Origin of the sequence: Microaerobacter geothermalis, assembly GCF_021608135.1 — a bacterium.
Lineage (GTDB): Bacteria > Bacillota > Bacilli > DSM-22679 > DSM-22679 > Microaerobacter > Microaerobacter geothermalis.
In genome coordinates this window covers 36,555-49,619 of sequence record NZ_JAKIHL010000023.1, presented here as the reverse complement: position 1 = coordinate 49,619, position 13,065 = coordinate 36,555, and the positions used below count along the sequence as shown (strand labels likewise).

General features: G+C 41.7%; 14 protein-coding genes and 1 pseudogene. 11 read left to right on the top strand and 4 right to left on the bottom strand.

Features of this window, described 5'->3' with window-relative positions:
* Nucleotides 1-220: 220 nt before the first annotated feature.
* Nucleotides 221-523: a DUF6922 domain-containing protein gene (locus L1765_RS09850; RefSeq protein WP_236406757.1), complete on the top strand. Its 303-nt coding sequence runs from the start codon at nt 221-223 to the stop codon at nt 521-523.
* The gene (locus tag L1765_RS09845; RefSeq protein WP_236406755.1) at nt 481-1,116 is read left to right on the top strand and encodes a nucleotidyl transferase AbiEii/AbiGii toxin family protein; all 636 of its coding nucleotides are present in this window, start codon (nt 481-483) and stop codon (nt 1,114-1,116) included. The genes L1765_RS09850 and L1765_RS09845 overlap by 43 nt, the downstream gene beginning before the upstream one ends.
* Before the next feature lie 335 nt (nt 1,117-1,451).
* On the opposite strand, the pseudogene L1765_RS09840 reads toward L1765_RS09845, so the two are convergent.
* Both L1765_RS09840 and L1765_RS09835 read right to left on the bottom strand, forming a co-directional pair.
* Nucleotides 1,452-2,125 (bottom strand): annotated as a pseudogene (locus tag L1765_RS09840) (solute carrier family 23 protein); the annotation flags it as partial.
* A gap of 51 nt (nt 2,126-2,176) precedes the next feature.
* Nucleotides 2,177-3,097, bottom strand: coding sequence for an aldo/keto reductase (locus tag L1765_RS09835; RefSeq protein WP_236406754.1), 921 nt, complete (start codon nt 3,095-3,097; stop codon nt 2,177-2,179).
* A gap of 245 nt (nt 3,098-3,342) precedes the next feature.
* On the opposite strand from L1765_RS09835, the gene glnA reads away from it, so the two are divergent.
* Nucleotides 3,343-4,761: a type I glutamate--ammonia ligase gene (gene glnA, locus L1765_RS09830; RefSeq protein WP_236406750.1), complete on the top strand. Its 1,419-nt coding sequence runs from the start codon at nt 3,343-3,345 to the stop codon at nt 4,759-4,761.
* A gap of 87 nt (nt 4,762-4,848) precedes the next feature.
* On the opposite strand, the gene L1765_RS09825 is transcribed toward glnA, so the two are convergent.
* Nucleotides 4,849-5,451, bottom strand: a complete 603-nt coding sequence (locus tag L1765_RS09825) for an NUDIX hydrolase (RefSeq protein WP_236406748.1) — start codon at nt 5,449-5,451, stop codon at nt 4,849-4,851.
* A 10-nt stretch (nt 5,452-5,461) separates the two neighbouring features.
* Nucleotides 5,462-5,770, bottom strand: coding sequence for a winged helix-turn-helix transcriptional regulator (locus tag L1765_RS09820; protein WP_236406747.1), 309 nt, complete (start codon nt 5,768-5,770; stop codon nt 5,462-5,464).
* A 202-nt stretch (nt 5,771-5,972) separates the two neighbouring features.
* On the opposite strand from L1765_RS09820, the gene wrbA reads away from it, so the two are divergent.
* From wrbA to L1765_RS09780, 8 genes are all read left to right on the top strand, one after another.
* Nucleotides 5,973-6,599 (top strand): NAD(P)H:quinone oxidoreductase, encoded by a 627-nt coding sequence (wrbA, locus tag L1765_RS09815; protein WP_236406745.1) that lies wholly within the window; start codon nt 5,973-5,975, stop codon nt 6,597-6,599.
* A 197-nt stretch (nt 6,600-6,796) separates the two neighbouring features.
* On the top strand, nt 6,797-7,195 hold the full coding sequence (locus L1765_RS09810) for a DoxX family protein (RefSeq protein WP_236406743.1): 399 nt from the start codon (nt 6,797-6,799) through the stop codon (nt 7,193-7,195).
* Nucleotides 7,196-7,278: 83 nt separating this feature from the next.
* Nucleotides 7,279-7,671: a DoxX family protein gene (locus tag L1765_RS09805; protein WP_236406742.1), complete on the top strand. Its 393-nt coding sequence runs from the start codon at nt 7,279-7,281 to the stop codon at nt 7,669-7,671.
* A 163-nt stretch (nt 7,672-7,834) separates the two neighbouring features.
* Nucleotides 7,835-8,536, top strand: coding sequence for a pirin family protein (locus L1765_RS09800; RefSeq protein WP_236406740.1), 702 nt, complete (start codon nt 7,835-7,837; stop codon nt 8,534-8,536).
* A 213-nt stretch (nt 8,537-8,749) separates the two neighbouring features.
* A complete protein-coding gene (locus tag L1765_RS09795) occupies nt 8,750-9,763 on the top strand; it encodes a LacI family DNA-binding transcriptional regulator (RefSeq protein WP_236406739.1) in 1,014 nt (337 codons plus the stop codon).
* A gap of 140 nt (nt 9,764-9,903) precedes the next feature.
* Nucleotides 9,904-11,247, top strand: a complete 1,344-nt coding sequence (locus L1765_RS09790) for an ABC transporter substrate-binding protein (protein WP_236406737.1) — start codon at nt 9,904-9,906, stop codon at nt 11,245-11,247.
* A gap of 61 nt (nt 11,248-11,308) precedes the next feature.
* Nucleotides 11,309-12,214: a carbohydrate ABC transporter permease gene (locus L1765_RS09785; protein ID WP_236406734.1), complete on the top strand. Its 906-nt coding sequence runs from the start codon at nt 11,309-11,311 to the stop codon at nt 12,212-12,214.
* A gap of 10 nt (nt 12,215-12,224) precedes the next feature.
* A complete protein-coding gene (locus L1765_RS09780; RefSeq protein WP_236406731.1) occupies nt 12,225-13,055 on the top strand; it encodes a carbohydrate ABC transporter permease in 831 nt (276 codons plus the stop codon).
* Nucleotides 13,056-13,065: the final 10 nt, after the last annotated feature.

Genomic DNA, 13,065 nt, shown 5'->3' with positions numbered 1-13,065 from the left:
CAAGCTTTAAAGGCGTTGAAAGGTTTTTAAAAAAGATAAATGACTCGAACAAGGAGCACCCTAAAGCATTGAATGCGCTTACAAAATAATGGGAGGAAAATTTCTCCCACAAATACTTGACTCAAACTAACCTTCCGCAAGATGTCTTTTTATTCCATTAATAGTGTATAATAAAATTAACGTTCAAGGGATATTTTTTTCAGAAAAGGATGGTGTCAAAATGGCATCAAATCAGACCATACCAAATGAATTCAAATCTTTTTTCTGGGATGTAGATATAACAGAACTGGACCTACGCCAACATCAAATTTTTATTATTGAACGACTGTTAAATGAAGGGGATCAGCGAACACTGCGTTGGGTATTTGAAACATATACGGAAGATGAAATAAAAGAGGCAGTATGTATAAGCCGGGGGCTGTCATTGAAAACAGCTAGATACTGGCAATATTTTTTTAATCTAAAGGAGGGGGAAATGCGTTGTTTTGGCACATACTCGATGATGCCCGGAAAAATCTTTTAAAACAATTGTCCGAAAATCCTCCGGTTCCGGGAAGCTATCTGGCTGGCGGTACAGCTCTCGCTCTACAATTTGGCCACAGGGAATCAGTGGATTTTGATTGGTTTTCACCCACTCTCTTTTCTACAGAAATAATCGAAAAAAAGTTATCAAAGATTGGATCTTTTCTAACTACCGAAGCCAAAAGGGGAACCTATCATGGTATCGTCAATAATATTCAGGTCACCTGGTTGCATTATCCCAATCCTTTGGTAAAACCCTTAATTGATGTCACAGATGTACCAAGTTTAAAGTTAGCCTCCCCTGTTGATATAGGCATCATGAAAATAGCTGCGGTTAGTCATAGAGGAGCAAGAAAAGATTTCATCGACTTATATATGATCTGCCAACAGGGAATTTCTCTTCTCTCCCTATTGAAATTGTTACCACAAAAATTTCCACAGGCCAATATTAATTTCTATCATATGATCAAAAGCTTGGTCTATTTCGATGATGCAGAGCGAGAACCAATGCCTGCCATGTATTCATCTGTTTACTGGAATGAGATAATAGATTTTTTCCTAAAAGAACAAAAAGAATTGTTCAATAACCTATAAGGAGCAGATTCGGGCGCAAAAACATCTTTCGAGCACAAATCTGGTGGGATTGAACGCAAATTTAGTAGTATTGAGCGCAAAAACGGTCGGATCGAGCGCGAAAAGGGCGGAATTGAGCGATAATTGAGCGCACGGATGATTCCACCCGTTCTTGCGGGCTCGAATTCGCGAGTTGCGAGCGGTTTGCGAGCACTTCCGATTTTGAAACGGAGTATTTCAAAAAAGGAGCCAGGGATAGACCATCTTACTTAGAGATGATCTCCCCTGACTCCTTTTTTCATAGTTTCCATCCGGATTCTATCCTTATTTCGTGTTCGATCTCAATCGCTACAATCCTACTCGCGCAGCCAGATGAAGTAGATCAGGAAGACGATGAACAGGACGTACATAATGGGGTGAACCTGTTTGCCTTCTCCTTTGACCAGCTTGGTGATCGGGTAGAGGATGAATCCTAAGGCGATTCCCGTTGCGATACTGAAGGTAAGACAAAACCGTAAAGAATGCCGGAATGGCCTCTTCTAACTTATCCCAAGCCACCCGGCAATAAATTGGAAGCCATCAGAACCCCCACCAGGATCAAGGCTGGTGAAGTAACAGCCGGAGTGACCACTGCCAATAAAGGAGAGAAGAAGAGCGCCAAAGCAAAGAATCCTGCCGTTACCACTGCGGTAAACCCTGTTCGGCCACCTGCCGCTACCCCTGCCGATGATTCAATGTAAGAGGTAGTGGTAGAAGTTCCAAAGATGGAACCGGCCGCCGTTGCCATCGCATCTGCTGCTAGCGCCCGGCCAGCCCTCGGCAGTTTGTTATCCTTCATCAATCCCGCCTGGCTGGCTACAGCCAACAAGGTACCCGTTGTATCAAAGAATACAACAAACAGGAATGTAAAGATCGCAATCAACATTTTGCCAGAAAACATAACAGCAGGATCAAACAAAGAGGTAAAGGCGGCACCAAAAACAGGTTGGACGCTGGGAATCGGTGCTACAAATTGGGACGGAACGGTTATGAACAAACGGTATCAAATCTGGCAATTGATAACAAATCATAGCTTGTCAGTTTACTTCCAAGCCTGAGGATGGTCATCGCGGGCCATATCCAAATCGGCGGCTTTCGCATTGGCTTCTACTTGCTCTACGTTCTTTGCCCCTGGTATGACACAAGTGACAGCAGGATGCTGCAGGCACCAGGCCAAAGCCCATTGAGCCATATCCACCCCTTCAGGAACCTCTTTGTTTCCAATTTCTTCCACTTGCTGCAACTTATTATAGATTTCTTCCCGTTCAAGTCTACTGCGAACATCATTTCCTTCAAAAAGAGATCCTGGTTTATATTTTCCACTTAGAAAACCGCTGGCCAGAGGTACACGGGCCAGTACACCAAGATCCTGCTGCTGACAGGAGGGAAATACCTTCTCTTCCGGTGTCCGATCCAATCGATTATAGACCACTTGAATGACTTTCGCATTTACTTGAGTAGCGGATTCCGTTTGGTGAATGTTATCGTTTTTGCCGATAGATATCCCCAAATACCGTATTTTTCCCGCTTGAACTTGTTTGTCCAGTGCGGTCCAAAGATCATCTTGATCAAAATATTCATCAGCCCCTGAGTGAAATTGGTAGAGATCAATGTAATCGGTACGAAGGGCTCTTAGGGAATCTTCAAGCTGACGGATCACCTCCTCAGGGGACCAATGGTTGGTCCGATTTAAATGTCCATGAAACTGATGTCCAAATTTGGTGGCAACAATCCAATCTTGCCGGTTGGCCTGAATAGATTTTCCAATAAATTCCTCAGAAAGATGGTCTCCGTAGCACTCCGCTGTATCAATGAAGTTAATTCCTAATTCTTTTCCTTTGGCCAAGATTTGATCAACCTCTTCTTGAGTGAAGGTCTTACCCCACTCTCCACCAAACTGCCAGGTTCCGATTCCAACGACCGACACCTTGAGTTCGGTCTTTCCCAGTCTGCGATACTTCATATGTAATTACCTCCTCTGTGAATACCTTATTGTGATACCTGTATCCCTGGTCATATCTTTGATACAGGATGTATATTACCCTATATCATTATCACTCAAAACCTTTTAAAAGACAAAATGCTCTTTCCTAAAATATGTGTAATAAAAACTAACATAAACAGTGATAATATATATTTACTAATGTGAGGTTTGTTGCTATAATGAAACCAATCTTGAGAAATTTAACATAGGGGAGAGGAATTTAAATGGATGTAAAAGCAGTACTTCAATTGATCAAAGAAAAAAACATCAAGTATGTGGATTTTCGCATTGTGGATGTTCCGGGCAGGCAGCATCATGTGACCGTTCCTGCTCCGGAAGTAGATGAAGGAACTTTTGAAGTGGGGGTTGCATTTGATGGGTCCAGTATCACCGGATTCAGGGGGATTGAAGAATCGGACATGGTGATGATGCCAGATCCCGCTTCTGCTTTCGTGGATCCCTTTACGGCTGTTCCTACATTAAATATTCTTTGTGATATTTACGATCCGGAAGGAAATTCTTACGAGAGAGATCCCAGAAGCATTGCAAAAAAGGCAGAGGCTTATTTGCAAGAAACCGGAATTGCGACCCGTGCATTTTTTGGTCCTGAATCTGAATTTTTTATCTTTGATTCCGTTAGATATGATTCAAGCCAAAAAGGTTCCTTCTATTTTATTAATTCTGAAGAAGCCGTTTGGAATACGGGTGAAGAAGGGTCCAACCTGGGATATAAAATCAGAAATAAAGCAGGATATTTCCCTGTTGCACCGACTGACACCCAAATGGACATCAGAAACGAAATGTGTGATCTTTTACAAGCCTGCGGACTTCGTGTAGAAAGGCATCATCATGAAGTGGCTACCGCTGGACAAGGGGAAATCAATTTCCGTTTTGATACATTAACCAAAACGGCGGATCATCTCTTGTTATTCAAGTATGTGGTCAGAAATGTGGCTAAAAAATATGGAAAAACCGCAACCTTTATGCCAAAGCCCATTGTTGGAGATAACGGAAATGGAATGCATGTCCATCAGTCTTTATTTAATGGAGATACTCCGTTATTCTATGAAAAGGGCAAATACGCAAATTTAAGCGATACAGCCTTGTATTATATCGGTGGGATATTGAAACATGCACCAGCTTTGATCGCTCTGACCAATCCAAGCACCAACTCTTTTAAGCGCTTGGTTCCTGGTTTTGAAGCTCCGGTGAATCTGGTATTTTCTAAAGGGAACCGTTCCGCTGCGGTACGGGTTCCATTGGCGGCTGTTACACCAAAGGCCAGCCGGATTGAATTCAGAACCCCTGACTCTACAGCCAATCCGTATCTTGCTTTTGCTGCGATGCTGTTAGCTGGCTTAGATGGAATTAAAAACAAAATTGATCCCAGGGAAAATGGATTTGGACCAATCGATAAAAACATTTATGAATTGTCTGACACAGAAAAACAGGAAATTCGCAGTGTTCCTGGGTCGCTGGATGAAGCCCTTGATGCATTGGAAGCCAATCATGAGTTCCTGCTTCAGGGTGGAGTATTCACCAAAGATTTCATCAAGACTTGGATTGATTTGAAGCGTAGTGATATCAAAGCGGTGGTTCAAACGACTCATCCGAAGGAATATGAACTCTACTACGATCTATAAGTGGAAGTGGGAGTCTTAGTGGTGGTTAGCCACTGGATAAAAACATAATGATGCGGAAAAGGGGCTGCTCATTCATATGAGCAACCCCTATTTAAATTCTCCTGACAGATTTCGAATAATCCGTCTTTCTTTTAACAATCTGGAAGCCTGATCATGTAGAAATACCCTGTATCGGAATAAGCCCCTTCCGGTCTTCAGTAAAAGCTTTCGAATTGGACCATTCAGTTCATCAAGGGACCCCCATTTGGCACCGGAGATTTCATGGGTATCTATGGGTTGAATCACCCCATCACCAATGGCAGTAAAAACATGGGTGGTCCAATTTATCGTTCTTTCATCACATACCAATTCGCATAATACTTTCGCAAGATAATACTCTAAAGAAATAGACAACCCTGTTTCTTCTTTCACTTCTCTAAGAATTCCTTTTTCAAGATCTTCGTTTAGGTTTATTCCTCCGCTTGGCGGTCGGTATGCATCTGGGGGGTAGGAAGGTTTTTGGATCATGGCCAGATTTCCCCGGAAATTGAAGATAAAAACAGTAAAGTCATGGGATCTCCCATGTTTTTTCATACTTGAGGAATGTACCATATCCATTTCCTCAGAAGAAATATGAAATTCACAATGAATGACCGCAGGAGTCCCGTATTTTTTTTCCAAACCCCTTAATTCGCTCTCTTTTATATACATGGTTTTCTCCTTACATCCATTTTTCTCCCCAATTTTGAATGGACTGAATCACTTCTTCCAGGTCTTGACCTTTCACGGTTAGATGATATTCAATCCGCACTGGGGTTTCTGGGTATACTTTTCTTTCAACGACACCGACTTCTTCCAGCTCTTTCATTCTTTCGGTAAGCATCCGGTCGCTCATTTCTGGGATCTGCTCTTTTATCTCCTTAAATCGTTTTGGGCCACCAAGAAGGACACGAATGATTAATCCTGTCCACTTTTTACCCAATACATCTATAGCAGCTTCGTACTTTGGGCACATTCTAGTATAGTCCATGGTTCTCACCCCGCTTTTTTCTTTTATTTTAACATAGACACTTGACAAAAGTAAGTTATAAATAATAATATACTAAATATAATATAGCTATAATATAAATTATAGTAAAAATAAATTGATAAGCATATAATCAACATTTTCCTTTCGGGAAATAATTATCCTGGAAGGGAAGTTACATCATAGAAAAAGGAGTGGTTCAATTATGGCAAAAGTATTGGTTCCTTATTACAGTGCCTATGGGCATATCTATACCATGGCACAATCGGTAGTCAAAGGGATAGAGAAAGTAGAAGGAGCAGAGGCCAAATTGGTGAAGATTCCGGAATTTGATGTGGTAAAACAGGCCATGTCTTCTCAGGAGTATTATGTAAAAGCCCAGGAAGCCCAAAAGGATGTTCCAGATGCAACTTTGGAGGATCTCACTTGGGCGGATGGAATAATCTGGGGAGTTCCTACCAGGTATGGTATGATGCCGGCTCAAATGAAGCAGTTTTTAGATGCTGCCGGAGGATTATGGGCTAAAGGTGCATTAGAAGGAAAACCTACGGCGGTATTTTGTGGGTCGGGTTCCATTCATGGCGGACAAGAATCCACCATTTTAACAACCTTCGTGCCGTTGATGCACTTTGGTATGGTATTTGTGGGGTTACCCTATGGTGAAAATCCTGAACTGTTAACCGGAGAAGCCATTGGAGGATCTCCATATGGAGCATCCACTGTTGCTGGTCCTGACGGTACCCTTTCCCCTGAGGAAAGAGATTTGATTATGGCCGAACGCTTGGGAAGCCGAGTGGCCAAGATTGCAAAAGCATTGAAGACTTTAAGGTAAAGAAATGTTTTGAGGAAAGTAATTTTAAAGAACGTCATGAATTAAACCGCCCGTTTGAAAAGGAATGGGCGGTTTTTTAAGAATATATTATTTTTTTATTAAATATATATAAAAAAGATACTTGACAAAAATAAGCAAAATAATTTAATATAATAACGTAAGAAACTAAAATAAAATAAGTAAAGGAGAGGAATTTCATGAATGCAGGTCTTTTAATTATTCGTCTTATTGTAGGGTTGCTTTTTGCTGGACACGGAGCACAAAAACTGTTTGGTTGGTTTGGAGGGTATGGGGTTAAAGGAACAGCGGGCTGGTTGGAGTCCATTGGCATTAAGCCAGGAGTTCCAATGGTGATTTTGGCTGGATTAGCCGAGTTGGTTGGTGGACTCTTATTTGCGACAGGATTATGGATAGAATTTGCAGCCGCACTAATCATCATCACCATGTTGGTAGCTATTTTTAAGGTTCACGGCTCTAACGGGTTGTGGGTAACAGCCAATGGTTATGAATATAATCTTGTCTTAATTGCAATTGCATTAGGAGTAGCTCTAATTGGAGCAGGGGATTACTCTCTGCAAGCGGTATTGGTTAAATAATATTGGTTGAAATTTAATAGATAGATGGAATTAAAGAATCTTGGTTCCACTTCTATAGATGAAAAAAGATGGGGGAATGTTTTATGGAGAGAAATAAATTGGCTTTAATACTAATTCGTATATTAATGGGTGGATTGTTTATCTACCATGGGCTGTTTAAAATCTTTGTTTTTACTTTTGGCGGAACCGCACAGTTTTTTGAAAGTATCGGATACGCTGGATCACTTGCATACATTGTGATTTTTGTTGAAATTATTGGAGGAATTTTACTTATCTTTGGAATTGAAACAAGATGGGTATCCTTAGTTCTGGCAGTTGAGATGCTGTTTGCACTTCCTGCGCACTGGGCCAACGGGTTTTCATTTACCAATGGAGGGATAGAAGTACCATTTATTTTCTTCATTGTGTTAATTGCCCTTGCAATTAATGACAGTAGAGGATTTGATGTTTCGCAGGAACAGTCCATAGCTTCGTGATTTTGAAATATACTCCTATATAACCCACTCAGAGAATGAGGCAGTCGTTTAAGTGGCTGCCCATTTTTTGGTTAGACCTATTCAAATCAGGGTAATGTAATCAATGATATAGATTCGCGTTTAATAAATATCGTAATGAATTTATTAAGGAAGGTGATATTTTGTGATAAAAATAATCCCATCTGAGGAGCGTTATAGGGCAGAGCATGGCTGGTTGACCACGCGGTACAGCTTTTCTTTCGCTGAATACTATGATCCAAATCATCTTCAGTTTGGTCCATTAAGGGTGTTTAATGATGATATCATCCAACCGGGTGAAGGGTTTGGGATGCATCCCCACGCCGATATGGAGATTATGACCTATGTGATAGAGGGAGAACTTGAACATAAAGATAGCATGGGAAATCGGGGAATCATCAAGGCTGGGGAAGTCCAAAGAATGACGGCAGGAACTGGCATCTACCATTCGGAGTATAACCCTTCTCCCAATAAAGAGGTTCATCTGCTTCAGATTTGGTTTCTCCCTAATCAGAGGGGATTAACGCCATCCTGGGAACAAAAGCACTTTTCAAAGGAACAGCAGCGTAATCAATTGCTTCCGGTAGTTGCAGGGAAACGGTTGGGTGAAGCTTTAATCGTAAATCAGGATATCACAGTCTATCTCTCCCATTTGGAAGCAGGCCAACAGCTTGTCCACAAACAGGAGCCTGGTCGTCGGATGTATATGTTCATTATTAAGGGAAGTGCGATTATAAATGGTGCTTATCAAATAAAAAAGGGAGACTCTGCCCGTATTACGGAACTATCAGAACTGAACATTAAAACCGAAGACGGAGTTGAATTTATGTTAATGGATTTAACTTAATCCGTCAGAAGTCTGCTGCCTCTAAGTAACCGAATGGCATGAAGATAAAAAATTCAAAAAAGTATTGACAAGAGGAAAACGTTTTCCTACACTAGTATTAACGCGACAGGAAAGCGTTTTCCTGTATTTCAGGGTTGGTTTAATTCCAGATGATAAATGGTATACATGATCCACTACGGTATGATTTAAATTTTATTATAGGGATGGATTGTTGTGAAAGTTACGATAAAGGATGTAGCAGAGCGGGCACAGGTTTCTGTGGCGACGGTTTCCCGGGTGTTAAATCAGAGCAAACCGGTCAGTCCGGAAATTCAGGATAAGGTAATGAGAGCTGTTAACGAGTTGGGTTTTAATCCCAACCCTGTGGCCCGCAGCTTAGTTATGAAAAAAAGCTTGCTGATCGGAGTTCTTATTCCAAACATTGCGAATATGTTTTTTTCCGTGTTGGTCCGGGGACTTGAGGAAGAATGCTATAAACAGCAGTATACCACTCTTCTCTGTAACACAAACGGAGAGATAGACAAGGAACTTCATTATTTGAATCTGATGAAAGATAAATACGTGGATGGCGTGGTTATTCTGACCTCTTCCTTAAAAGAAGAACATATTCAATTTTTTGAGGAAAACCCAATTCCTGTGGTATTTGCGAGCCAATCCAACAATGGGGGCGGTATGTTTGACTGTATCAATATTGATGATTTTCAGGCGGCTTATGATGCCACCAGCTTTTTGATTAAATGGGGACATAAAAAAATTGGGCTGTTAAGCGGTCCATTGACGGATATGGAATCAGGTTTTTCAAGATATTCAGGATTTCGAAAGGCCTTGGAGGAACACAATCTCGACTTTTACGAGAAATGGTTTTCGGAAGGAACCTATGATATTTACTCAGGTTTTTTAAGGGGAAAAGAAATCCTGAGTAGGAAGGAGCGGCCGACTGCCATTTTTTGTGCCAGTGATACGATGGCGATGGGACTTATTCATGCCGCTGATGAAATAGGTATCAGGGTACCGGACGAAATTTCTGTTATGGGTTTTGATGATATTCCCATGGCTGAAGCCTTTCGTCCCGGGCTAACTACAGTTCGTCAGCCTATTTTTGAACTAGGGGCCAAGGCAGCCAAAATGCTAATGGAACAAATCCAGAAAAAATCGAATCATAAGAAGCAATTAAAAATTCTTCCTCATGAAATTGTTGTGAGGAAGAGTTGTCTTAAATTGTTGTGATTATTTTTTTTAACAATCAGGAAAACGTTTTCCTGAAAAGGGGGGTGTAATTATTCTGGAGAGTGCCTGTTGAAAGAATTGCAACTCATTTAGTCAGAAATTAACCGTTTTTCAATTTTTTAAATGGGGGGATCGAGTTGATGAAAAAAGTTGCTGGGTTTTTGATAGTATTGCTCTTGTTGTTGGGTCTTGTCGCCGGATGCGGAAGCAATGAGACCAAGAATGAAGCCTCAAGTAAGGAAGCGACAACAACTGAATCTGCTTCTGGGGGACAGAAAGACGAACCTGTGGAATTGGTTTTCTGGCATGGGATTGAATCTCAAGAAAATAATCAGGCTTTAACAGAGGCCATTGAAAAATTTAATGAAAGTCATCCGGATATCAAAGTAAAAGCTCAAAGTTATGGGGCTCAGGATCAGGCCATAGGAAAGATTCAGACGGCTCTCGCCGGGAAGAACGCTCCTGATCTGGTATGGCTGGCACCTGCTTATACGGGTCAGTTTGCCAAGGCCGGAGTATTGGCAGCAGCTGAGGATTTCATAAATAATGACCCTGGCTTTAATCCGGATGATATTTACAAGGGATTGTGGGATGTTTCTTCATATAACGGGAAGAAGTATACCATTCCCTTTGAAGCGAACAATTTGGCAATTTTTTATAATAAAAAGGCTTTTGCGGAAGCAGGGATTACAGAAATTCCAGAAACCTGGAACCAGTTCCTTGAAGCCGCCAAAAAACTAACGGTGGACAAAGATGGTGACGGGAAAATCGATCAGTATGGTTTTCAAATTCCCATTGGCACCAACGAGTGGACGGTTTGGACCTGGCAAACCTATTTATGGCAAGCAGGTGGAGAGTTCTTGACCGAAAATAACTCCACACCGGCGTTTAACAGCAAGGCGGGGGTGGATGCTCTTCAGTTTTGGGTGGATCTGGTTTATAAAGAAAAGGTAGCCAATTTCTCCGAAACGGATGCCGGATATAAGACGGATGATTTCGAATCAGGAAAAATTGCTATGCAGATTATTGGGCCCTGGACATTGCCCCAGTTAAAGGCAAATAAAAATGTGGACTTCGGCGTTTTCTTCATGCCGAAGAAGGAACGGTTTGCCACCAATATCGGCGGGGAAAATCTCTTTATCTTCAAATCCACGCCGGAGAGAGAAAAGGCGGCTTGGGAATTTGCCAAGTTTATCATGAGTGCCGATTTCCAGGTGGATTGGTCGATTAAAACAGGGTATCTGCCCGTTAGCAAGTCGGCGGTGGAAAGCGGCAAATATCAGGAATTTTTGAAGAAAAACGAAGTAGTTAAAGTGTTTGTTGATCAAATGGAGTATGGCTTTGCCCGTCCGTCAATACCTGCTTATAATGCTATTTCCGTGGCATTGGGAAAAGAAATAGAAAAAGCACTGTATCAGGAGAAGTCTGCAAAGGAAAGCCTGGACGCTGCGGCAAAAGCGGCTGAAAAGGAATTGAAAAAATAAGCGAATAAAGGGCAAGAACTGCAGGAAGCAACTTGCCCTTCCCTATCGGGAGGGAATCATCTTGCTTAAGGATAAAGGGAAATTTTTAAAAAGGATAAAAGAAAATATTACGGCTTTTGGCTTTTTAACTCCGGCATTGGTCTTAATTGCCATCTTTATGCTTTATCCCATCGGCTATACGATATATCTCAGTTTTTTTGAGTGGGATGCCCTCAGCACTAATCTTACTTATGTTGGTCTGGACAATTACCGGGAGATGTTGACTGATGAAGAATTGCGCCAGGTTATATGGAATACCTTGATTTTTACAGTTTCCTCAGTACCGGCGACCATCGCCCTTTCTTTGTTTCTGGCGGTGTTATTGGACAATGAAATCAAGGGAAGGGGCTTTCTGCGCACTGTTTTTTTCTCTCCGGTGGTCACATCGTTTGTGGCGGGGGGTCTTATTTTTGTCTGGATGTTAAATTATGATAACGGCATTGTCAATTATATGCTAGAGCTGGTGGGTATTAAGCCTGTTAACTGGTTGCAGTCCAACGGATTTTGGGCAATGACAGCCGTAGTGATTATGACCATTTGGAAAAACGCCGGATATTTTATGGTGATTTTTCTGGCCGGGTTACAGGGAATACCCAAAATGTATTATGAAGCAGGCAGCTTAGAAGGGGCAGGAGGAGGATGGAAGGCCTTTCGCCACATCACGTGGCCTTTATTAAAGCCAACAACTTTATTTGTGACAGTGATCAGTCTGATTTTCACTTTTCGCACCTTTGAACAAATCTATGTTATGACCAAGGGAGGTCCTTTGGGGACAACCAAGGTGCTGGTCTATTATATTTACGAGCAGGCGTTCAAACTGTTTAATATGGGCTATGCGGCTGCGATTTCTATCATTCTTCTTGTATTGGCAATTATCACGACCATATTCCAGTTCAAATTAATCGGAGATGAGAATCCGGAATATTAGGAGGTGTAGTATGGAACAAAAGCGGGGGAGGGGATGGCGGAAAACTGCTATCTATACCGTACTGTTGATTCTGGCTTTATTCTTTTTTCTTCCGTATCTATGGATGATATCAACGGCGCTGAAAAGCAATCAGGAAGTAGTCAGTCAAAACTTAACTTTGATTCCCCGAAACTGGCATTGGGAGAACTTTGTCAACGCCTGGGAGTCTGCTAACTTTGGCCGAATGTTTTTAAACAGTTTTATCATGGCCTTTACAGTGACCATCGGCCAGATTTTCACATCCGTCCTTGCTGGCTATGCCTTTGCGAGGCTTCAATTTGTCGGAAAGAAAACTCTATTTTTAATCCTGCTCTCCACTTTGGTGATTCCCTTTCAAATGCTGGTGATCCCGGTCTTTATCATGTTGATGAAGGTGGGGTGGATTGATACCTATTTGGCCTTAATTGTTCCCTCATTGGCCAATGCTTTTGGAATTTTTTTGTTTCGCCAGTTTTTTATGTCCATTCCTTATTCCGTAGAAGAAGCTGCTTACATTGACGGAGCCAGTCGCTGGACTATTCTATGGCGGATTATGTTTCCGCTGGCCAGGCCTGCTTCTGTCACACTCTTTTTATTTACGTTTATCGCCGAATGGAATGACTTGTTCAAGCCGCTGGTTTTTACCCAATCCGAGTCGATGAGAACTGTTCAATTTGGCTTGACAGTGTTTCAGGAACAGTTTTCTACCAACTATACCCTTTTAATGGCTGCGTCCATTCTCGTTACCGTTCCTGTTTTGCTGTTGTTTCTTGTCGGACAAAAGCAATTTATTAAAGGGATTGCTTCAACGGGAGGGAAGTAAGCCAACTAAA

Excerpts from the sequence above, each read along its gene's own strand:
- L1765_RS09835 (WP_236406754.1), bottom strand. The coding sequence starts at position 3,097 with ATGAAGTATCGCAGACTGGGAAAGACCGAACTCAAGGTGTCGGTCGTT.
- wrbA (WP_236406745.1), top strand. The coding sequence starts at position 5,973 with ATGGCAAAAGTATTGGTTCCTTATTACAGTGCCTATGGGCATATCTAT.
- L1765_RS09810 (WP_236406743.1), top strand. The coding sequence starts at position 6,797 with ATGAATGCAGGTCTTTTAATTATTCGTCTTATTGTAGGGTTGCTTTTT.
- glnA (WP_236406750.1), top strand. The coding sequence starts at position 3,343 with ATGGATGTAAAAGCAGTACTTCAATTGATCAAAGAAAAAAACATCAAG.
- L1765_RS09805 (WP_236406742.1), top strand. The coding sequence starts at position 7,279 with ATGGAGAGAAATAAATTGGCTTTAATACTAATTCGTATATTAATGGGT.
- L1765_RS09825 (WP_236406748.1), bottom strand. The coding sequence starts at position 5,451 with ATGTATATAAAAGAGAGCGAATTAAGGGGTTTGGAAAAAAAATACGGG.
- L1765_RS09820 (WP_236406747.1), bottom strand. The coding sequence starts at position 5,770 with ATGGACTATACTAGAATGTGCCCAAAGTACGAAGCTGCTATAGATGTA.
- L1765_RS09850 (WP_236406757.1), top strand. The coding sequence starts at position 221 with ATGGCATCAAATCAGACCATACCAAATGAATTCAAATCTTTTTTCTGG.
- L1765_RS09780 (WP_236406731.1), top strand. The coding sequence starts at position 12,225 with ATGGAACAAAAGCGGGGGAGGGGATGGCGGAAAACTGCTATCTATACC.
- L1765_RS09790 (WP_236406737.1), top strand. The coding sequence starts at position 9,904 with ATGAAAAAAGTTGCTGGGTTTTTGATAGTATTGCTCTTGTTGTTGGGT.